This is a genomic window from Nostoc sp. NMS9 (assembly GCF_017114995.1).
GTDB lineage: Bacteria > Cyanobacteriota > Cyanobacteriia > Cyanobacteriales > Nostocaceae > Nostoc.
This window is the reverse complement of the sequence record NZ_JABXKL010000024.1, coordinates 1-21548: the sequence shown is the minus strand read 5'-3', so window position 1 is coordinate 21548 and position 21548 is coordinate 1. Positions and strand designations below refer to the sequence as shown.

Sequence of the window (21548 nt, the reverse complement as noted above, 5' to 3'; positions counted from 1 at the left end):
TACCTCTTGCAACGAATCGAGGCGTATCAAGGTTTAGCGATTTTAACTACTAACTTATCAATACCTCTGCCAATTTACGAGGGTTCAACGCCCGTAGAAACGGGATGAATACGACCTAAAGACGTAAGCTTGGCAAAAATCTGGGTTAATAAAATAGGCTCAGGGATTTCAGGAAGCATTTTTAACATTTCACGGACATATCGAAAACCACTCTGGGTGAGCTTTAAGATCAATAATGCCGGAACTGGGATTGAGTTGTCGTTGTGAGGGACAATAACTCTACTACGGCAGCCCTATCTCTTCATACTCTTTTTTTGGCGAAGGTATTGTAAATGCAACTCAGTATGATAAGCAAAGCGATCGCTCAGGATATCTTAAATCGTGCCAAACCTTAAAGAAGATGATAACGCTCTGCGTGAGGTGTTGATCCAAGCAAAAACCATCGCTGTTGTGGGTCACTCTGATAAACGCCATCGCACCAGTTATCAAATCGCCCAATTCTTACGGCAGAAAGGCTATACAGTCTATGCCGTCAACCCCATAGTTAAAGAAATTGACGGTCAACCCAGTTATGCTGCACTCCAGGAATTACCTGAACCCGTGGATATTGTTAACGTGTTTCGCCGTTCTGAGTACTTGCCAGAAATTGTAGATGAAGCAATTTCTCTCAGTGCGAAAACTGTATGGACACAACTGGGTATCTGCCATCAACCATCAGCACAAAAAGCTATAGATGCAGGACTCAATGTGGTTATGGATGCTTGTATCAAAATTGAATATCTGCGTCTGAGAGTAGGATTAACAGGGGATGTTTAGTTTTTATGCGTACAGATATTCTAACAATTATGTAAATTGTTATTATTATGCAAAAAGCGTAGTTTACCGCCGTAGGCATCGCACAAATATCCTATGTGTTTTTATATTGCATACCAAGTCTTTGCTTGAGTTACTTGCTTAAACCCTTCTAGAATAAAAACTATATGTAGGTAATTTTATTACTAAACTTGTTTTTATTCTGGGAGGTTATGATGAGCCGTCCAATAATTCTTGGTATTGTCGGCGACAGCGCTGCTGGGAAAACAACACTAACGCGGGGAATTGCTCAGGCACTCGGCCCAGAAAATGTCACAATCATCTGTACAGATGATTATCACCGTTACGATCGCCAACAACGTGCAGAAATTGGCATTACTGCCCTTCACCCCGACTGCAATCACTTAGATATTATGCAGCAACATCTGTCGCTGCTACGCACAGGACAACCAATTCTTAAGCCAGTTTACAGCCATAAAACCGGTACATTCGAGCCACCGCAATATATCAAGCCGAATAAATTCGTCATTATTGAAGGATTACTCGGTTATTCTACCCGTGCTGCTCGTGATTCCTACGATGTTAAAGTTTACCTTGCACCCCCAGAAACACTACGCGCTAAGTGGAAAGTGAAACGAGACACCCAAAAGCGCGGCTATACAGATGAACAGGTATTAGCGGAACTAGAAAAGCGCGAACCAGATTCAGCAGAGTTTATCCGTCCGCAGCGGCAATGGTCTGATATAGTAATCAGTTTCTACCCACCCACCGGGGAAGATGATGAAACCAATGGACACTTGAATGTCCGTCTGGTACTTCGTCCAACAATTCCCCATCCAGATTTTACCCCAATTACCAACTCTAGCTATGGCAATTCTGACTCAGCAATCCGCCTGGGGCTAGACAGGGATATGAGTAAGCCGGTAGATGTTTTAGAAGTTGATGGTCATGCTACCTTAGACCAGGTGAATAAGCTAGAGCATATTATTTGTTCTGATATGCCCCATTTACGAAATATTTGCGATCGCGAAAGTAATCCAGAACTGGGTAAAATTGCTGGTACAACTGGAGAGACACTCCAAAGTTATCCTCTGGCTCTGACTCAGTTGATTATTACCTACCACATGCTGAAAGCAACGCAAATTTATCAGTAATTAGCAAAAATGAAGGGGTTTAAATGGTTGGCGATCGTCTGTAGTGTTGGGCTGCTGAATTATGCGATGCCTACTGTAGTAAACTACGCACTTTGCTTACTCAAACTTAAGATGCACAAACGCGCCCTTCAATTTGCTCATACTCATCTTCTAGCAACCAGAGTTGAGCCTCTTCGTAACTTGAACAAGTAAATATGACTTTATAACCCTCGGTGGGATCGTATACACAAAACTTTCCCTCTGGATCGACAAGAAGTAACAACACATAGCGAGGCGACAGCATTGCATCAATCCAGACTTCGGCAAACTCCCAATTATTCTTCATGGGGTCGGGTGCAGGGAATGACGTGGTATCGATTTTCTGCATCAATTTTCATCTCTGCATAAAATAGCGGGATGCTTGACCCTTCTGGACTGATTCTGTAGCCAGAGGATTACTAACGTAACTGGTAGCCTACGCCCCATATACGTAAAATATCACGACAACCATCTTCAAAAGCTTCTTGAAAATTTATCATTTGAAAGCTCGATAGCACCCAAGAAAGCTGCTCATAATCACAATCTTGATAGACAATTGGAATAATCTTATTTTCAAAACGATTCTGTTGGAGGGCGAATATTAACTCCCGCTTAACCCACATTGAATCTACTGAGTTTGGAGAAAGTACTACAAGGAACCAATCACATCTTTTTAGTGCATTTCCAATCTCATCATGCCATTGCTGTGCACCTAAAATATTCGTTTTGCTGTACCAAACTGGAATGCCATGATGACGCAGAACTTCTGCTAATTTAGAAACAAATTCTTGATCTTGGCTTGAATGGGAAAGAAAAGCTTCACTTGGTATCATTATTTAGAAAATCCACTCCTGTTAAGCAGCAGCTTTTTTGAGAGCTTGGGTAATATTTCTCAAACCTTCCTCATCATGCCCAAGATTTGATAAGTAAATTATCCCAAATTTCTTCAGAATCCAGGGAATTTCTAGTTCTAATTGAGAAATTTGTTCAGAAGGAGCAGCAAGGACAGGAATTACCCGACCTTTATAGCCCTGTTCGCCTAGAGCATAGCCTACTTCGGCATTCATGTAGGGAGAATAAACTGAGTTAGGCGTTAGTAAAATAACCATTGCATCAGACTCTCGAAGCTCATTAGCAATAACTTCTGCCCAGTTATCGCCTGGGAAGAGTTGAGTATCGTCCCAAACTTGAAAATCTGCATTTCGCAGAGCATCAGCAATTTGCCAAGCTAACTTTCTATCTTGAGAGTTGTAGCTGATAAATACCTTCATCTCATCTCCTATCTCAAGTATGTTCGATTAATAGACTAAATCCAATTTTATCTAAATCTTGTGGCAAGTATTTGAGAAGATGGTGTTATCAAAGGTATTTCTACATAGGAACTAGAGGTAAAATTCCCCAAAATTAAAGATTTTCTCAAATAAAGATGATTTTGAGAGCAAACGAGGGATAACTAAGGATAGTTCTATGTGTGGTGCTATTTTCTTAGTTTAATATGACCTATTGCCTCAGAATTGCCGACTTACCTACAAATGAGCGTCCGCGTGAGCGATTAATGACGCATGGTGCCAAAATTTTAGCCACAGCGGAGTTAATTGCAATTCTTCTAGGCACCGGTCAAGGGCCAGGAAAACTATCTGCTGTGGGTTTGGGACAATATATCTTGAGCGAATTAGGCAAACACCAACGCGATCCTTTGGTAGTTCTGCGAGAAGTTAGCCCTGCTGAGTTAATGCAAATTTCTGGTGTTGGCCCGGCGAAGGCGACAAGCATTTTAGCAGCAATTGAATTGGGTAAACGCGCTTTTCAATCACGTCCCAATGATGGCACATTAATTGATAGCCCACTTGCTGCTGCTGCTACCCTTAGCCAAGATTTGATGTGGCAGCTACAAGAACGTTTTGCAGTGGTGCTGTTAGATGTCAAGAATCGCTTATTGGGTACGCAAGTAATTACCATTGGTACTGCAACCGAAACCCTAGCCTCTCCCCGTGATATTTTTCGAGAAGTTATTCGTCAAGGCGCAACGCGGGTAATAGTTGCCCACAACCATCCTTCTGGGAACCTTGAACCCAGCCAGGAAGATATAGAATTGACGCGTCAGTTGTTAGCAGGGGCGCAGCTTTTGGGCATTCCGGTACTAGATCATTTGATTTTGGGTAATGGCAATCATCAAAGTTTACGGGAACTGACAACCTTGTGGGATGAGCATCCACAGGGGGATTAGTGAAAAAGCAGGCGGAGGGGGGCAGGGAGCAGGGGAGCGGGGGAGCGGGGGAGCGGGGGAGCGGGGGAGAAAAACCACCCATAAAGATTGTTGCTCTCAACCCTAGTGAGAAAAGGAGCAAGGGTGCTTTCGCAATTTTACTCGGTTTGTACCTTCTCCCCTGCCCCCTGCCTTATGATAATTATTTACGCCGATCTACTACTTGCTTTCCTGCATATTTCTAACTAGTTTTGTTACCAGCTTTCTGGGAGTAAATCTTACAGATTCAGCGAGTAGCTTATTTTTAATTCCAGGAACGACAACAGTTTTGTTTTCAAATAGACCACGATAGCCGATTTGGGCTACTGTTTCCGCAGTCATAATTTTTTGACCACTTACCAACTTTGAGTCTTCCATTGCGGCTCTTTGTTGAAAACCAGATTCTGTAGGCCCTGGACAAAGTGCTGTTACAGAAACGCCTGTACCTTCTAATTCATTAGCGATCGCTTCTGAGAATGATAAGACATAGGCTTTACTTGCGTAGTATACTGCCATCAGTGGCCCTGGTTGAAAAGCAGCAGTAGAGGCCAGGTTTAATATTTTTCCAGACCCCCGTTTAACCATACCTTTGAGAAATAACTTGGTTAAATGTGTCAGACATAAGATATTAACTTGTAGCAATTGCATTTCAGCATTCAGGTCAATTTCGTTAAATAATCCGTAGGTAGCAAACCCAGCATTGTTCACCAACACATCAACATTGATTGATGCTTGTTCTAGCTCCCTGAAAATTTCCTCTGGGGCTGATGGGTTAGATAAATCTTTAGAAATAACTTTGACATCAATGCCAAATTTATTTTTAAATTCATCGGCGATTTTATTCAGCTTTTCCACGCTTCTAGCTACCAACACAAGATTGTAACCATCCTGAGCAAATAATTTCACAAATTCATAACCGATGCCGCCAGATGCACCAGTAATAAGAGCCGTTTGTTTGCGATTACTCTGCATAATTTTCCTCTCTTAACAGCTTGAAAACAAATAGACATCTAGTGAAATTAACTATGTGTTAATCCAGAAAACTTATACAGCCTAGGCTTGATCTCTCCATTCTTTTTCACTCATATATATTATGAATCATTAGTTATTAGTCATTATTAACCTAACGCTCTTTAAGCTTGATTATTCTCTCTATAGAATAATTAAAAAGTGCTAAGTAAACAGAACTAATCACTGACTACACAACAACAAGCACTTATTTATTGCCATTGGGAAATTTCCAAGCGAACTGCTGCATTTGTTCCTAAGACTTTTTGCCCGCGTTCAGGTAAGGAAACATACGCAACATATATACCGGAACTGGATTCAGAAGTCGGATTTAACTTTGTTACTGGCTCTTTTTCTTCAGAATTCCAACTGTATTTAGCCTCATAAGTGCTATTTGATTCGGCAACATCAGTAATTAGATAGTCAGACCACAAAGGCACTTGGTCGAGATGATGGTCACGTAACCAATTCGTCTCTTGTTTTGTAAAGGAATGCAGTGCTAAACGCAGGGCATATCTACAGGTATTATCATCATTGACTGAGTTTTTGGGGATTAAGAAAGCTGTAAATAGCGGAATAGGTTTATCTGTTCGGGTTAACTCTTGTGTAATTGGGCAATAATGAGCGATCGCTTGCTCATATATAGGAATAGGAAGACCACGCAAAGCCACCCTAGTTTCTAGTTGATAAAAGTTCTTGTCCAAGTCTTGTAACTCAACATTGCTCAGAGACAGTTTCACCTGAATATCACCAAACAAAAATCGTTGCAGGTTTTGATAACCTTCTTCGGAGTTCAATATGCCATAACGTCCACCATGAGAGCGATGAACATAAGCACGATGAGATCCAAGGATATAAGCTTTATCAATCTGAACTAGACCATCACTTTTCACCCCAACAAGATTGCGTGAAAGACCAAAAGCTTCTTCATAATCATGTGCATTCGTGCCGATTAGAGAAAAAACGCGGCTTGGCGAAAATGCAGTATCTATGCTTTGTAGTGTTTCTAACTGGAAGTCATCGGGTAAATCAGTTGTTGGCTTTATACCAGGTGTTAAATATTGGTACATCCGCTGGGGGCCAAAGTCATCAGAATTGTTTAATTGGAACTTGTCTCTAAGGTTTTCAATTAAGCCACCCCCGACCTCAAAATAAATACCACCATGAGGTGTAGCGTAGGTAAAAAATTTGTCAATATGATCGACAGCTTGCTCGTTTTCATCTGGATAAATCTTTTGAATCAAGCTGCGACAAACAAGACCTCCCATCGAGTGGGCAACAAGATAAATTTTATCAGCACCCGTCGTTTTTTTGACATTCTGGATCAGTTTTCTTAAACCCTTAGCTATCTCCTCCATCTCTTGTCGAACTACACTTGAGGAGCCAAAGCTAGGTGTAGATACATCATAAAATCGATAGATCCAAATAGTTTGATGAAGTTGATCGGACAATCTTTTAATCTGATTGCTCACATTCTGATTGTCAACAATCGGTTGATAACCATGATCGGTCATTAGCCGCAGCAATGGACTCTCGAAAAAAAACTTCTGAGGATTTTCCTTCTCATCTACTCGAATATGGGTTGAACCACTATTGAATCCATAAAAGGGATCGTTGACTGTTTGCTCAACATCTTTTTCTGTACCTGCATATCCACGAACGAAGACGATTGGTAAATACGGCATATATATCCTTGCTATTTAATCAATATTTTTTCTCGTTCCCAGATTTAACCTGGAAACGAGTGCAGAATATCAAGACAAGTTGTCTTAGTACAACATTTTATTAATTCGTAGCGAATTCTCTGCGTTTAAAACACTACGATTTTATACGGTAGCTGTACTTAGAAAGTTTTCACGAACTCAATTAGGGCTTTCTTATCTTCATCTGGGAGATTTGAGCCAAAATAATGACCCTCATCTTCTACAAAGTCAGGAGATTTGTTGGCTCTTAAAAGCACACGTGCCAACTTACCTTTAATTCCACCGCCTGGTTTCAAATCTTGGAAAAGACTGCTGAGATTGAGAGATGTAATTGCCTCCCTAATATTTATGCTTGCTAGCAAATTCACAGGCGTACCTTTAGGAACAGGAAGTTTAAATCTCGGATTCGGATCTCCTGGGGGAAGCTCTAATTTGGTATCTCGGTCTGTCCTGCTGATAATTCCCTCACGCTTTTCAGGCCACAGCAGCTTTTCCATAGCATCAGTATAGGCTTCTACACGTCCTTTTACTGAAGGATCTTCGTTGTAAAGTCCTAGTGTATTGTTGTGAAGAAGTGGTGCTGTTGCCCAAATGCTCACTAGTGAAGGTGTACGGTAATAACCTAAACCGCCATCAGGTATCTTAAATTCGATCGGTTTTTTCTCATCGAAGGGGTTGTACAACGTCAAACTACCTGGTGAAGGCAGTTCTTTGTAAGTCTTCGACGAGAACTGATCCCAAATATGTCCTTTAGCGGCATTTGTCCCTAGCGATCGCGCCGCATTGGTTCCAATTAAAGTAACTGGATAACGCTGATCATCAGACAAGAAGTTGTGGTCGAGAAAATTACTACTGAGTACAGACTCTTCATACCATTTCTGAGCCTGTTCGGGGTCAGCAGCGATCGCAGCCGATGGCTTTTTGCTGGAATGACAACTAGCACAAGTGCTGCCAAAAACCAGCTTGCCACGTTTGAGAACTTCTTCATCTTTAGTCAAGAACTCTTCACCACCTGGGGCATCTTTCAGGTGCATCGGCTTGATAGTTTTCAGGAATGCTTCGGCATCAGCCATGCGTGTTTCTGTTTGTCTCCAGCCTTCGCACTCCTTCCGTGCCTTTTCGATGTCAAAAGGTTTTTGGGGAGTTCTGCCTAATAAAGGCTCATGGAGACTTGTCCAGTAATCGCCGCACATCCCAATGTTGACGTAGACACGTAATGAGGCAATTGGCACTCCTGTAGAGTCTGCACCATCCTTGAGAATATGATTAACATCCTTAATTGAACCATCGTTCATCACCTCTGGATATTTGGGGCGATCGCCTAAATTAAAAATGGCATTGATTGCATTCGGATTATTGATGTGATCGGTGGCAATCCGAGAAGTATCAGAAGTTCCAGGCTTCTGAGAATCGAGTACTTGCTTAATAAAACTATTGTCCGCAACGCTGGATGCAAATAATTTGTTTTCTTTGATGTACTGATTACCCAATGCTGGTACCAGGTTTTCCCATCTTGGATGTTCCTTGTCTTTGGGTGGATTGAGAGGATCTAACGCTACATGACAGATGGCGCAGGACTGCCCGATCACGTATGGAGGCTCAACTTGTGAAGTTTTGGCATATTCAACAGGGTTCCATTTAGCCCGCTCGAAGTTGGGGTTTTGGAACTTACGCAACCCAATAACGCCAGTTGAGAGCGGATCTTTACACTTATCTAGCCACAAACCGTATTCATCTGGTGCTGTTGCTTTCTCACATCCAGGATCGTTAATTGCGCCATAACGTTGCAATCGCTCATCATGCACACGCGAGTCAATCAGCTTTAACAGGTCAACACCGCCAAGCGTTCGCTTCGCTAAATCACGATAGTACTTATCATTACCGCCAGTCCATAAGTACCAAGTGCAACGACCCCGTTTCTCGGCATCTGTCAAATTCTCCTTTGTGTACTCTGGGAGATAACCGATACCCTCGCAGTTATCAGGGTATTCAGATACACCCGTATCCGAATACTTAGTACTTATGGGCGCAGGTGTTTCACTATACTCATCGGCTAGAGCTGTAGGCGTTCCATAAAAGCCGCAGACTATAAACATAGTCACGAATAGGAGGAGCAGACAGCCCTTAAAAATTAGACTTGTCTTTTTCATAAAACTCTCTGTTTATAACACCTAAACCTTTTCCACTGAACTCACGTTTGCAGAGGTACACTAATGCTTCATCACTAATTTCCCATTTTCCAGATTTAGTCTTGGGATATTTTGACGACTTAGAATGTACCTTACTGAGGTTCGTTATATATGAAGTTACTACACAAATTTGCAAAACGTCATCAATAAACTTTTATACATTTATAAATCAAAAATTTAAAAAATTGTAAATTTATAATGGTGTTCAATAACCAATTTGCTATGGTTATATCGATTTCCTACCTACTTGGTTAGGTTTGTAACAAATTGTTAGCAGCTACTTTTAGCTATTTTTAAGGTTGCCTTAACCTTTGAAGAGACATAAAAGACGAGAATTTTCACTTTTTTTAAGAATTGCTCTGTAAATACCGTAGGTTTACAAACTGCAAAAGTCTTTATATAACTGTAAAAACCAATAAGGATAAATATCCATGCTGAAACTGGTTAGGTAAATTTAAGTAACGAAAACTTAATACTTAGCGTTGGCGCAGCCCGCCGCAGGTATCGCATCCGAAAACCTCCACTGTAGATTTGTAGACATAAAAAATTGTCCTTCCAGAGACACTAGAAAAAATAGTTCTCTGGCGAGACTGTTAGTGCTACGAATAATTTGGACACCTAATTTTATTGCCGAAACAATATATAAAGACAGAGAAACACATGGAAACTGATATTATCTTTGAGCCATTGAGATTCCGTAATCTCACAGTAAAAAATCGGATATTTCGCTCTAGTATTTCCGGAAGATGGGATAACTATGATGGTTCAGGTACTCAAGCCCGAATCAACTGGGAAGAAAAGTTTGCTCGTGGTGGTGTGGGAGCGATTATTAGTTCCTTTGTCCCAGTCGCCATCCGGGGACGAATTATGCCCAATTACGCCACCATTAACTGTGATGAGCGCATTCCTTTTTGGCGAAAAGTAGGAGAAAGAGTTCACGAATATGACTGTAAATTTATTTTGCAATTAAGTCATTCGGGGCGACAGCAAGATATTGGTGGTGTAGAAAACTTAGGAAAAAAAGCGTTAAGTTCCACTAGCCAAACTGAGCCATTCCACGGCTTTTTGTGTCAAGCGATGACACTAACAGAGATTAAAGAAACAATCCAATACTTCGCCGATGGTGCTAGACGTGCCCGTGAAGCAGGTTTGGATGGAGTGGAATTGCACAGTGCTAATGGATATCTTTTTAATCAATTTCTCAGTTCTGGAATTAACGACCGTCAAGATGAATATGGTGGTTCATTAGAGAATCGAGCGCGGTTTTTGCTAGATGTAATTAGAGCAATCCGCAAAGAAGTAGGCAACGACTTTCATCTGCAATTCAAAATTAGTGCCGTTGACTATAACAATGCTGTCACCTTTTGGGAAAAACCAGGTAATACCATAGAAGATTCCATCCAAGTTTGTAAATGGGCAGAAGAAGCTGGGGCTGATGCCGTCCATGTGTCAACTGGTAGCTTATTTCCTCACCCACTCAATCCCATTGGTGATTTTAATTTTGATGTAATTACTAAAACTTATGATGCTATGTTGTCGAGTGGCATCGAAACCACACGCAACTACATTTTATTTCGTAAAGCATTTTTGCATCCACTGTTCAATTTTTTATGGAATCGCGTGAAAAAGCAATTGCCTCCTCAAGCATTTAGTGGTGACGATGTAAAAGATCCTAAAATCAAACAGCTACTAATAGAGAACCAAGGCAGAAACTTAATAGATTCCAGAGAAATTAAAAAGCACGTTAATATTCCCGTATTATGTACAGGTGGTTTACAGCAAGCTTCTTATATTCGTCAGGCAATTAACGATCGCTATTGTGATGGCGTCACAATGGCTCGTACCCTAATTGCTAATAATGACCTAGTTAAATCTTTTCAAGCAGGTAAAGACCTGGCAGATAAACCCTGTACCTATTGCAATAAATGTCTGCTGAATGTAATTGAAAATCCCTTGGGTTGTTACGAGCAGGATCGCTTCAATAGTTATGAAGAGATGATGGAAGAAGTAATGTCAGTCTTTCATGAAACTCAGTTTGCAAATTTATCTAGATAAAAAAGCGATGCGTATCACATCGACAATTTCGCTTACAAATAATCTCGACAACATAGGGAGTGTTTCATGACTGAACAAACAAACCCTACCCTACTTCCAACTTCAATCAAGGGAGTCTTCCAGCGGATTTGGGTTGTGATTGTAGGTATTGTAGCAGTAGCAGTATTTTTCCTTTGGCCTGTTTTGTCTAACTCCCCAGTGGATTATGCTGATATTGAAAACCACTTTAAATATGGTTCAATCGGCAGCGAACCCATCAATGGCATCCCTTACTGGATTTGGAAAGTTTTACCAGAATTATTCCCAGATAAATTACCTGGAAAAGGTTATACCTCTCTGGGATTTATCAAAGAACCTGACAAAGATTTGCCTATAGGTTTTTCGCAACGGCGAGTCTTTATTGATAGAGTTGCGTTGAATTGTGCTGTATGTCATACAGGAACGCTGCGAGATACCCCCAATAGCGAACATCAAGTCATCACAACAATGCCTGCTAATGTGGTTAATTTGCAGGGATATATTAAATTTTTATCAGCAGTTGGTGTAGATGAGCGCTTTACTGCTAACCGGATGTTGCCAGAAATTGAAAAAATCAGTGGTGGTCTTAATCCCATTGAAAAATTACTTTATCGCTTCATTGCAATTCCTCAAACTAGAGATGCACTAATTAATCAGGCATCTCGACTTGATTTCGTTGAAAAACAACCAGATTGGGGTCCAGGAAGAGTAGATACTTTTAATCCTTATAAAGCAATTCAATTCCATTTCCCAATGGATAAATTGCGTGAGGATGAACTGATTGGTACTTCTGATTTTCCCTCAGTTTGGAATCAAAAACCCCGTGAGGGATTGCAGTTACATTGGGATGGTAATAACACTTCCGTTAATGAACGAAATAAAAGTGCAGCTTTAGGCGCTGGAGTCACACCCACAACAATTGATTTGCCTCGAATTCAGAGAGTTGCCGATTGGCTTTGGGAACTACCACCACCAAAATATCCCTATGAAGTTAACGAAACTATAGCAGCGAAGGGAGAACAGCTTTTTCAAAGTAATTGTGCTAGTTGTCACGCTTTTGGCGGTGCATATACAGGCAAAGTTGTCCCAATTCAAGAAATTGGTACAGACCCTCATCGTCTCGACTCATATACCTACGAAACGATGTCTAACCAAAATACTTTGTATACAGGCTATCCGTGGCGCTTTAAGAATTTCCGTAAGACTAATGGCTATGCAAATATGCCCCTTGATGGTGTTTGGTTACGTGGCCCTTATCTGCACAATGGCTCAGTCCCCACCTTACGAGATTTACTAGAAACACCAGAAAATAGACCTAAAGAATTCTATCGTGGCTATGATGTCATTGACAGAGCAAAAGTTGGCTTTGTGTCTGATATCGGTGTAGAAAACGGTAAGCAATACTTTAAGTTCGATACCACAAAACCTGGAAATAGTAACAGTGGTCATTTATATGGTACTGATCTTTCTACAGAAGAGAAAGATGCACTAATTGAGTACATGAAAAAGCTTTAAAAGGAGAAAAAATGAATAATTACGCTAAATGGTTTAGTCGCGTTACTTGGCTTGGCATTATCGTTAATATGTTTTTTGTCATTCCCTCTTGTTTCTTTCCAGAACTAATGCTGACGTTCCTTCACATGCATATACCAGTACCAATTATCTGGGTTCGTGCTGCGGGAATGCTGTTATTTATTATTAGTGCATTTTATGTTCCTGGAGCACTTGACCCATACCGATATCAAGCAACTGCCTGGATATCAATATTTCCTTCAAGAGCTTTTGGCTCAACATTTTTTATTTGTGCAGTACTTTTCTTTGGTCAGGATAAAGGATTTTTATCCATTGCCTTTGTAGACCTGTTTTTTGGATTAGCGGAAGTAATTTTTCTGACACTAGCAATACGTAGCAAAATCCAATTGCTGCAACTCCAGTGAAGCAATTCTCCTAATTTTATCCCTAGTCTAGTGTGGGTATATTGCCTGCACTACAAACAGATTCTTCTGCAAAGGAGCAAAAGAGTGCCATGACAATACTCAAAGATAAAATAAGTAGGGTAATCACAAGCATTGTTTTAATTGTGATCCTTTTAGCTGGTGTAGTTGGGTATGTGGGATGGTACAACCTTTTTCGAGAGGTTCCCACATATTATGAATCGTCTGAAGAACACTTTAAATATGGTTCTATTGGCACAGAAGAAGCGCAAGGTGTTCCCTATTGGATTTGGCTGGTACTACCACGAATATTCCCTGAGAAATTACCAGGGCCAGGTGGTTATACTTCCTTGGGAATCACATGGGAAGAGGGTAAAGAAATGCCAGTTGGGTTTACGAAAAAAACCATTGGCTTCCCTCGCGTTGGTATAACTTGCGCTGTTTGCCATACTGCTACCTATAGAAAAACAGAGAAAGATAAACCCACAATTGTGGCCGCGGCTCCTGCTAATAAGTTTGATTCGCAAGGCTATTTACGATTTTTGAGTGCAACTGCTGGTGATGCCAGATTTACAGCAGATTATATCCTTGACGAAATCAAATATAACTATCAGCTTTCGTGGCTAGAAAATTTACTTTATCGTTATGTGCTAATTCCTCAAACTAAGAAAGCGCTGCTGCAACAAAAAGCAGACTATAGTTGGACAGATTCTCGTCCTAACTGGGGTCCTGGTCGAATTGATCCTTTTAATCCAGTTAAATTCAATACTTTAAAGTTGCCCAAAGATAACACTATTGGCAACTCTGATATGATGCCTCTTTGGAATCAAAAGATGCACAAAGGCTTTGCACTCCATTGGGATGGGTTAGAAACTTCACTAACAGAAACTGTTCAAACTGGAGCAATTGGTGACGGTGCTACCAAAAAATCACTTCCTGTAGCCGATTTACAACGAGTAGAAGATTTTATTCAAGAACTACCACCTCCTAAATATCCATTTGCTATTGATGAGCAAGTGGCTGCAAAAGGAAGTCAAATTTTTGCTAATACTTGTGCATCTTGTCACGCTTTTGGTGGAGAAAGAACGGGTACTGTCATCCCTGTGGAAGAAGTAGGAACTGACCGCCATCGGTTAGATATGTGGACGCAAGAAGGAGCAGATACTTACAATCATTTTGGTGATGGCTACTCTTGGGATTTTAAAAACTTACGTAAAACCAATGGGTATGTATCTGTTTCTCTAGATGGATTATGGTTAAGAGCGCCATATTTACATAATGGTTCAGTCCCGTCTCTACAAGATTTGTTAGAAAAACCAGAGAATCGTCCTCAAGTTTTCTATCGGGGATATGATGTCTACGACCCGAAAAAAGTTGGTTTTATTACTGAGGGAGATGAAGCCAAAGCTATAGGTTTTAAATACGATACAACGGTAACTGCTAATTCAAATCAGGGACATATTTATGGCACTGATTTATCTGATGAGAATAAAAAAGCTTTGATTGAGTATCTGAAAACTCTGTAATTCAAGTCGTTGCTACATCCTGATGTGATTCAGCACCTTTCTGACGTTAATCATTAACTACCAAACGCTCAAAAACCGAATTGGAGATAATCGTGAAACCATACTTACCACAAAAAGATCCTGATGTTAATGTCCGAATCAATTGGCTAGATAAAAATCGAGAAGAGTACAAATTTAATTACAATTATCTAGCTCCTCTACCAGTTATTGATAAAGTTCCTCATAAGGAAATCTTCTCGGCGGAATATACTGCTAAACGTTTGGCAAGTATGGCAAGTCTTGCACCAAATATGCTAGCTGCCAAAGCCAGAAACTTCTTAGACCCATTAGATGAATTGGAAGAATATGAAGAACTTTTGTCACTACTCCCAAAACCTGATGTTATAAAAAATTACAAAACAGACTCTTGTTTTGCAGAACAACGACTCTCTGGAGCGAACCCACTAGCTATCCAAAGAATTGATGTATTACCTGAGAATTTTGCTGTCACGGATTCCCATTTTCAGAAGGTTGCAGGGACAGAATTTACTTTGGAAAAGGCACTCAAGGAAGGCAAGCTGTATTTCTTAGATTACCCTTTGTTATCTGATATTCAAGGTGGTGTCTACGATAATGTTAAAAAGTACCTTCCCAAGCCACAAGCTCTATTTTATTGGCAAAGTAATGATAGTTCTAATGGTGGTTCTCTAGTACCTGTTGCCATTCAGATTAATCATGACTCTGGTGCAAAAAGCATGATTTATACGCCAGATGACCCCCATTTAGATTGGTTTTTGGCAAAAACCTGCGTTCAAATTGCTGATGGCAACCATCAAGAATTGGGTAGTCATTTTGCCTATACCCATGCAGTTATGGCTCCGTTTGCAATTGTAACTGCGCGGCAACTAGCAGAAAATCATCCTATCGCTTTACTGTTTAAACCCCACTTCCGTTTCATGCTATTTGATAACGATTTGGGGCGCACTCAGTTTTTACAGCCGGGAGGCCCGGTTGATGAGTTTATGGCAGGTTCATTGGCGGAGTCTCTTGGGTTTGTGGCGAAGGTTTATGAAGAATGGAGTGTTGAAAAGTTTACCTTCCCTCGGTTAATAAAAAGTCGCGGAACGGATGACCCAGAAATTTTACCGCACTTTCCTTTCCGGGACGATGGCATATTAATCTGGAATGCTGTCGAAAAGTTTGTGGCTGAATATTTACAACTCTATTACAAAACCTCACAGGAGCTAATTGATGACTATGAGTTGCAAAATTGGGCTAGAGAATTAGTGGCTCAAGATGGTGGTAGAGTCAAGGGAATGCCAGCTAGGATTGAGACTCTAGAACAACTGATTGAAATCATTAGTGTAGTAGTCTTCACTTGCGCTCCTCTACACTCCGCTTTGAATTTTTCTCAGTACGAATATATGGCTTTTGTACCCAATATGCCCTATGCCGCCTACCACCCAATTCCAGAAACTAAAGGTGTGGACTTGGAAACTATTATGAAGATACTTCCTCCCTTTAAACAAGCTGCCGACCAGGTGATGTGGACTGAGATTTTAACATCGTACCACTATGACAAATTGGGTTTTTATGATGAGGAGTTTGCCGATCCATTGGCGCAGGAAATTGTGGTGCAATTCCAACAGAATTTGCATGAAATAGAACGGCAAATAGACATTAGAAATCAAACTCGTCCCATCCCTTACAACTACTTCAAGCCTTCGCAAATTATTAACAGCATTAATACTTGAATTAGTTTTAGTAAAAAAGAGGAATCACAATGTCAAATCAGCAAGTAACCGTCACCGCTCGACTAAAAGTAAAGCCAGGTTTGGAAGACAATTTCAAGCAGGAATTCCAACCTGTAATAGCTCTCACTCTTACAGAAGAAGGTTGTATTAATTACGATTTGCACCAATCTGTTGACGACCCATCTTTGTTTCTGTTGCATGAAAACTGGGTCAGCCAGGAAATTTTAGCTCAACACCTAGAGCAGCCGTATATTAAAGCTTTAGGGGAAAAATCAGGACAATTTTTAGTTGAACCACCTGAAGTCAGGTTATGGCAGCAGATTGCGAACAACTCCTAGCTGGTGATAATAATGACATCAAGGGTGTTATTGTATGGTGCAACTGGCTATGCTGGAAAACTCATTGCTGAATCTGCTAAAAATAACGGACTGGAATTAATTTTAGCTGGACGTAATCAAAGTTTACTAGCAGCAGTAGCCAATGAATTAAGTTTGGACTTTCGGGTTTTTGGCTTAGACGATCCGCAAGCGATCGCTCGCTCTCTTGAGGATATAATTGCTGTCATCAACTGCTCCGGGCCTTTCTCCAAAACCTCAAAGCCACTTGTTGATGCTTGCCTCCAAACTAAAACTCATTATTTAGACATAGCTGGCGAAGTACCTGAATTTCAGGCGCTACAAGCACGAGATACTGAGGCTAAAAATGCAGGGATAATGCTTCTCCCTGGTGTGGGATTTGGAGTTGTCCCTACTGATTGTTTAGCTGCTTATCTCAAACAGAAGTTAGCGATTGCAACGCGACTGATTTTAATCTATGAAACAGTGGGCGGTGTATCTCAGGGAACTGCAAATACAGTACTGCCAACTTTACATCATATCGGGGTAGTCCGAGAAGCAGGTAAGCTCATCCCATCTCGCCCAGCATCGAAAAGACGTAAAGTTGATTTTGGTTATGGGACTGTGACAGCAGTAACAAACCCTTGGCGTGCTGATATTATCACTGCGTTCCAAACTACAGGTATTCCCAATATTGAGGTTTATACCGTATTTCCTGATCCCGTGCGCTTCCTGATGGAGTCGAGCCAGTATTTGGGATGGTTATTTAACTCGTCTTTATTCCAAAGTGCTTTAGCAAGTCTAATTAAAACTCTACCCACTGGACCAACGGCAGCAGAACGAGCCAAGGGGCAAGTTAGAGTAATTGGCATTGCAGAGGATAAAACTGGTCAACAAGTAACTGCAAAGCTCTTAGGACCGGAAGCATACGATTTTACCGCGTTAGCGGCTGTAGCAGTGATTAAACGGGTAATTCAAGGCGAAGTTAAGGTAGGATTCCAGACTCCTGCATCCGTATATGGAGCAGATTTTGTCCTTGAAATTCCGGGAATTACCGGGTTTGAGTAAGGATACAACAGAAAGCTGGATTTTTTAGGCTTGATAGCGAAAAAACCCGGCTTTTTTTTGCAGACTTAACTTGCTAATTTGGCATGAATGAGGAGAGAATCTATCAGTCAAGCCAAACTAATTTTCCAAAACGCGATAGTGGATGTTACCGAATTAGTCAAAGTTTCAATTATTCTCTTGCTCGTTGCTACAGGTGTAGCTCTGCTATCCCGGCGGTTGCGAATCCCTTATGTTATGGGTTTAGTATTAGCAGGTTTGCCCATCACTGAGCTATTATCTCGTCCGATTGGTTTAAATCCAACCCTTGTTTTGGATCTTTTCCTGCCAATTCTCCTGTTTGAAGCTGGAATTAATACAGATGTCAGTCGCCTACGCAGCACCTTTAAACCAATTGCCCTTCTAGCTGGGCCAGGGGCTGTGCTTTCCAGTGGTATTATTGCCGTCCTGTTGAAATTTGGACTGGGATTGAGTTGGATACCTGCCTTATTTGTCGGAGTAATGCTGGCAAACACTGATACAGTTTCCATGATTGCCATCTTCAAGGAAATACCGGTGCCTTCCCGGCTTTCCACCATCGTTGAAGGAGAAACCCTATTTAACGATGCTGCTGCCCTAGTTACGTTCAACCTGGTTTTGCAAGTATATTCGACAGGTTCACTCACCTTACTACAGGGAATCCAACAATTCCTATTTATCTCTCTAGGAGGCTGCCTCGTGGGGTTAGTCTTAGGCTATTTGAGCATACCTGTATTCGCCCGTTTGGATGATCCCCTTAGCAGTCTATTACTGACAGTAGCAGTTGCATTAGGCACTTTTCAGGCTGGAGAGTTTCTAGGTGTGTCAGGTGCTGTCGCCGTAGTTGTAGCTGGATTAATTTTCGGGAATTTAGCGCTTTCTCGCAATACTTCTGCTTCTAGTCGCATCACCTTGTTGAGTTTCTGGGAATATGCCGGTTTTACCGTCAACACCTTTATTTTTCTGCTGATTGGTGTAGAAATAGACCTGGTAACGCTCTGGAGGACTTTACCTGCAATTCTACTTGCAGTTTTAGCTTATCAAGTCGGGCGAGTTCTTACGGTCTATCCACTGCTAGGAGTGGTTCGTTGGTTCGACCGCCCAATTCCGTTACGCTGGCAACATTTACTGTTTTTAGGTAATATCAAAGGTTCACTCTCAATGGCTCTGGCATTGAGCTTACCTACAACACTGCCAGGGCGAGAAGTCTTGATAGCTATAGTCTTCGGCTGTGTGCTGGTGTCGTTAGTGGGACAGGGTTTAAGTTTGCCTTGGGTGGTAAAACGTTTAAAATTATCTAAATTTTCCGAAGTTCAACAACAGGTTGAAGAGTTGCAAGCCCAGTTGATGACGGGTAAGGCGGCACAAGATGAATTAGACAGCCTGTTGAAATCAGGGGTATTACCAAAAGCCGTTTATGAAGAGATGCGTTCCGCTTATCAGGTACGAATTGCCCGTGCAGAAAAGACGCTGCGGGAACTATATAATCGTCGCCCTGATCAGGTGGAAGGTAGAAGTAATAAGAGCAGTAAACTTGAAGCCATTCGCCGACGTTTACTGCTAGCAGAAAAAGGAGCGCTCAATGAGGCAATGCGGAAGCGAATTCTCTCGGAAGAAATTGTGCGCGGGCGGATACAAACTCTTGATGAACAATTACTGAAATTAGAAGATGATTAGGGATATGGGGCATTGGGTATGGAGGATAGTCTGAGCTTCGTTGATGAACCTCTGAGCTTCGTTGATGAACCTTTGAGCTTCGTTGATGAACCTTTGAGCTTCGTGAGTGAACCTTTGAGCTTCGTGAGTGAACCTTTGAGCTTCGTGAGTGAACCTTTGAGCTTCGTTGATGAACCTCTGAGCTTTGTGAATGAACCTTTGAGCTTCGTGAATGAACCTCTGAGTTTTGGCTAATTAGGATCTGTTGTCTCCAGCAAGAGATTGAGTCAGAGACTCAATGAATGCATTCCCATGCGGAGCATAGGAACGAGGAATTAACTTAATTACGAATTACGTTAGCGTCCCGCAAAGCGAGTCCGCCTTCGCTTTTAGCGTCTGGTAGAGAGCGTCATTACGAATTATTTTAAAGACGATCGCTTATAGTTATTTTGACTTTTAATTACCCTACCAGGACTGATAAAAGAAATTCCTTGTTGAAAGTCAGTACCAATCATGACTGCCTCTACTATCGGTTCGGATATTTCTGTTTGGGCTACCCACTCGACAATGAAGTTTGCGCCTAAACCTCCACTGCTATCATTTCTATTGATAAAAAAATCTGTCGAAGCTAGGGCATCAAGTTGAATAGGGCGCTCCAAATACTGTTTAACTAGTTTCCCTTCTGAGTTATAGTAGCGCACAGAAGTAATAATAATCGGATTGGTCAAATCTGTATTCCGAATACTAAGCGTAACTGCTAACTCAAAAATCTCTTGGCGATTGTGATGATAGATATGAGAGTAGACCGGAACATAAAGAGTTTGACTGCTTGCTATCTTAAAATTATTATCCAGCGTCACTGTTTTTTGCAATGGGGTTGCTGGAATGGCATCGGGTTGTGACTTAGGTGTTGATTCACAAGATGCAAGAATAATAACAGCGATCGCTAAATAAATATATCGATAGGGCTTCATCAAAACTCACCAATTTTTCTTATATGTGTAGCTAACCCTACCTAATAAACAGTTAGGTAGGAACTGCGCTCAACATCTTTGTTCAATAAAATCAATGACTTGATGTAAACATCCTGGTTTAGTCACAATCAGCACAGTTGAATGAGGTTCCAGTATTGTACTGCCGTTAGGAATCATCAAATCTTCGTGGGGATGGGATTGATAGCCAATAATTAGCGAACCACTAGGGAATTGTGAATCCTGAGCAATTTCAGCAACGCTACGACCAGCAACATAGCAATTGTTGGGGATGGAAAGTTTCAGAACCTCAATCTGTCCCTGCTCAAAATGCATCATTGATTCCACTTGTGGATACTCAATCGCGTTCACCATTGTTGAAACTGATAGTTCAACAGTACTGATAACGTGGTTAGCTCCAGCTATCCGCAGTGGTTCGGCAAAATCGGGGTGGCGCATCCGACTTAAAATATGGGTTACACCGTAGTGTTTAGCAAGAGTTACCATTGCTAAGTTTAAGGCATCATTTCTGAGAACTGCTGCCAAGGAACCGGCTTTGCGAATCCCAGCTTCTAGCAAGACTTCTGTACTCACAGCACTGCCTTCAAAAGCCATTGCTCCTACTTGTTCGCGGGCGTAGCGGCAAGCGATAGGATCGATGTCAATTACGGCAACAGTATGCCCTAGTTCTACCAGTTTTTGCGCTAAACTTAAGCCCACTAAGCCTGCTCCACCGATGAGTACGTACATGACTCTTCCTGATATTCTTTGAATTTTTACTTCAGTTTACAGGTTAACAAATGGGCATTGGGCATTGGGCATTAATTCTGCTTCCCCTGCTTTCACAGCGATTGAATGTTTTTTTATTTGAAATCTTTTAGTAGCAATGGAAATCACAAAATTATTGGAGCGGAGGTTTTTTTAATTGTAATTTTTGAATTGGTATTTTTCGAGTAACTCTTTAACTTGAACGGACACCAAGGGATGTGGATCTTTTTGTAACTGGGGGAGGATTTGCAGGAGAACGCGATATGAAACCATATTTAAATATCCGATCGCAGCTTCTCTGACAAAGCCGGTTGGATGACGCAAACTCACTAATATCTC

Annotated in this window: 20 protein-coding genes and 2 pseudogenes; 12 read left to right on the top strand and 10 right to left on the bottom strand. The window is 41.3% G+C overall.

Translation table 11 applies throughout. The features are described 5' to 3' along the window. Window positions 1–74: 74 nt before the first annotated feature. Window positions 75–267, bottom strand: a pseudogene (locus tag HWQ40_RS08955) (IS4 family transposase); the annotation flags it as partial. Between the two features lie 114 nt (window positions 268–381). Between HWQ40_RS08955 and HWQ40_RS08950 the strand changes: the two are divergent. Both HWQ40_RS08950 and HWQ40_RS08945 read left to right on the top strand, forming a co-directional pair. Further along, window positions 382–816: a CoA-binding protein gene (locus HWQ40_RS08950; RefSeq protein ID WP_292776766.1), complete on the top strand. Its 435-nt coding sequence runs from the start codon at window positions 382–384 to the stop codon at window positions 814–816. Between the two features lie 212 nt (window positions 817–1028). Further along, window positions 1029–1967 carry a phosphoribulokinase gene (locus tag HWQ40_RS08945; protein WP_292776770.1) on the top strand — a complete coding sequence of 313 codons (939 nt, stop codon included), beginning with the start codon at window positions 1029–1031 and terminating at the stop codon, window positions 1965–1967. 106 nt (window positions 1968–2073) lie between these two features. Here HWQ40_RS08945 and HWQ40_RS08940 read toward each other — a convergent pair whose 3' ends face one another. The 3 genes from HWQ40_RS08940 to HWQ40_RS08930 all read right to left on the bottom strand — a co-directional run bounded on the left by HWQ40_RS08940 (window position 2074) and on the right by HWQ40_RS08930 (window position 3256). After that, window positions 2074–2334, bottom strand: a complete 261-nt coding sequence (locus HWQ40_RS08940) for a hypothetical protein (protein WP_292776763.1) — start codon at window positions 2332–2334, stop codon at window positions 2074–2076. Between the two features lie 70 nt (window positions 2335–2404). Next, window positions 2405–2818 (bottom strand): toll/interleukin-1 receptor domain-containing protein, encoded by a 414-nt coding sequence (locus HWQ40_RS08935; protein ID WP_292776761.1) that lies wholly within the window; start codon window positions 2816–2818, stop codon window positions 2405–2407. A gap of 21 nt (window positions 2819–2839) precedes the next feature. Then, window positions 2840–3256 carry a toll/interleukin-1 receptor domain-containing protein gene (locus HWQ40_RS08930; protein WP_292776759.1) on the bottom strand — a complete coding sequence of 139 codons (417 nt, stop codon included), beginning with the start codon at window positions 3254–3256 and terminating at the stop codon, window positions 2840–2842. Between the two features lie 224 nt (window positions 3257–3480). On the opposite strand from HWQ40_RS08930, the gene radC reads away from it, so the two are divergent. After that, the gene (radC, locus tag HWQ40_RS08925; protein WP_292776756.1) at window positions 3481–4212 is read left to right on the top strand and encodes a DNA repair protein RadC; all 732 of its coding nucleotides are present in this window, start codon (window positions 3481–3483) and stop codon (window positions 4210–4212) included. Window positions 4213–4410: 198 nt separating this feature from the next. Here radC and HWQ40_RS08920 read toward each other — a convergent pair whose 3' ends face one another. From HWQ40_RS08920 to HWQ40_RS08910, 3 genes are all read right to left on the bottom strand, one after another. Continuing rightward, entirely contained in the window at window positions 4411–5202 is a 792-nt protein-coding gene (locus HWQ40_RS08920; protein ID WP_292776754.1) for an SDR family oxidoreductase, read from the bottom strand. Window positions 5203–5450: 248 nt separating this feature from the next. Continuing rightward, complete coding sequence (locus tag HWQ40_RS08915) at window positions 5451–6923, bottom strand: alpha/beta hydrolase (protein WP_292776752.1); 1473 nt, start codon at window positions 6921–6923, stop codon at window positions 5451–5453. Between the two features lie 158 nt (window positions 6924–7081). Further along, a complete protein-coding gene (locus tag HWQ40_RS08910) occupies window positions 7082–9091 on the bottom strand; it encodes a hypothetical protein (RefSeq protein WP_292776750.1) in 2010 nt (669 codons plus the stop codon). Between the two features lie 699 nt (window positions 9092–9790). Between HWQ40_RS08910 and HWQ40_RS08905 the strand changes: the two genes are divergently transcribed. The 9 genes from HWQ40_RS08905 (at window position 9791) to HWQ40_RS08865 (ending at window position 19725) form a co-directional block, all read left to right on the top strand. Beyond that, window positions 9791–11185, top strand: coding sequence for an NADH:flavin oxidoreductase (locus HWQ40_RS08905; RefSeq protein WP_292776748.1), 1395 nt, complete (start codon window positions 9791–9793; stop codon window positions 11183–11185). A 66-nt stretch (window positions 11186–11251) separates the two neighbouring features. Next, window positions 11252–12718: a cytochrome c gene (locus tag HWQ40_RS08900; RefSeq protein ID WP_292776746.1), complete on the top strand. Its 1467-nt coding sequence runs from the start codon at window positions 11252–11254 to the stop codon at window positions 12716–12718. An 11-nt stretch (window positions 12719–12729) separates the two neighbouring features. Next, complete coding sequence (locus tag HWQ40_RS08895) at window positions 12730–13140, top strand: hypothetical protein (RefSeq protein ID WP_292776744.1); 411 nt, start codon at window positions 12730–12732, stop codon at window positions 13138–13140. Between the two features lie 89 nt (window positions 13141–13229). Further along, window positions 13230–14663 (top strand): c-type cytochrome, encoded by a 1434-nt coding sequence (locus HWQ40_RS08890; protein ID WP_292776741.1) that lies wholly within the window; start codon window positions 13230–13232, stop codon window positions 14661–14663. Between the two features lie 92 nt (window positions 14664–14755). After that, window positions 14756–16396 (top strand): lipoxygenase family protein, encoded by a 1641-nt coding sequence (locus tag HWQ40_RS08885; protein WP_292776739.1) that lies wholly within the window; start codon window positions 14756–14758, stop codon window positions 16394–16396. 29 nt (window positions 16397–16425) lie between these two features. After that, the gene (locus HWQ40_RS08880) at window positions 16426–16734 is read left to right on the top strand and encodes a putative quinol monooxygenase (RefSeq protein ID WP_094352971.1); all 309 of its coding nucleotides are present in this window, start codon (window positions 16426–16428) and stop codon (window positions 16732–16734) included. Window positions 16735–16746: 12 nt separating this feature from the next. Then, window positions 16747–17799 carry a saccharopine dehydrogenase NADP-binding domain-containing protein gene (locus HWQ40_RS08875; RefSeq protein WP_292776736.1) on the top strand — a complete coding sequence of 351 codons (1053 nt, stop codon included), beginning with the start codon at window positions 16747–16749 and terminating at the stop codon, window positions 17797–17799. A 138-nt stretch (window positions 17800–17937) separates the two neighbouring features. Further along, window positions 17938–19491 (top strand): cation:proton antiporter, encoded by a 1554-nt coding sequence (locus HWQ40_RS08870; RefSeq protein ID WP_292776768.1) that lies wholly within the window; start codon window positions 17938–17940, stop codon window positions 19489–19491. 18 nt (window positions 19492–19509) lie between these two features. Then, the gene (locus HWQ40_RS08865) at window positions 19510–19725 is read left to right on the top strand and encodes a hypothetical protein (RefSeq protein WP_292776734.1); all 216 of its coding nucleotides are present in this window, start codon (window positions 19510–19512) and stop codon (window positions 19723–19725) included. Window positions 19726–19889: 164 nt separating this feature from the next. Here HWQ40_RS08865 and HWQ40_RS08860 read toward each other — a convergent pair whose 3' ends face one another. The 3 genes and pseudogenes from HWQ40_RS08860 to HWQ40_RS08850 form a co-directional block, all read right to left on the bottom strand. Then, window positions 19890–20444: a DUF3124 domain-containing protein gene (locus tag HWQ40_RS08860; RefSeq protein WP_292776732.1), complete on the bottom strand. Its 555-nt coding sequence runs from the start codon at window positions 20442–20444 to the stop codon at window positions 19890–19892. Between the two features lie 69 nt (window positions 20445–20513). Further along, a complete protein-coding gene (locus HWQ40_RS08855; RefSeq protein ID WP_292776730.1) occupies window positions 20514–21191 on the bottom strand; it encodes a TrkA family potassium uptake protein in 678 nt (225 codons plus the stop codon). Window positions 21192–21362: 171 nt separating this feature from the next. Further along, window positions 21363–21548: pseudogene (locus HWQ40_RS08850) on the bottom strand (hypothetical protein); the annotation flags it as partial.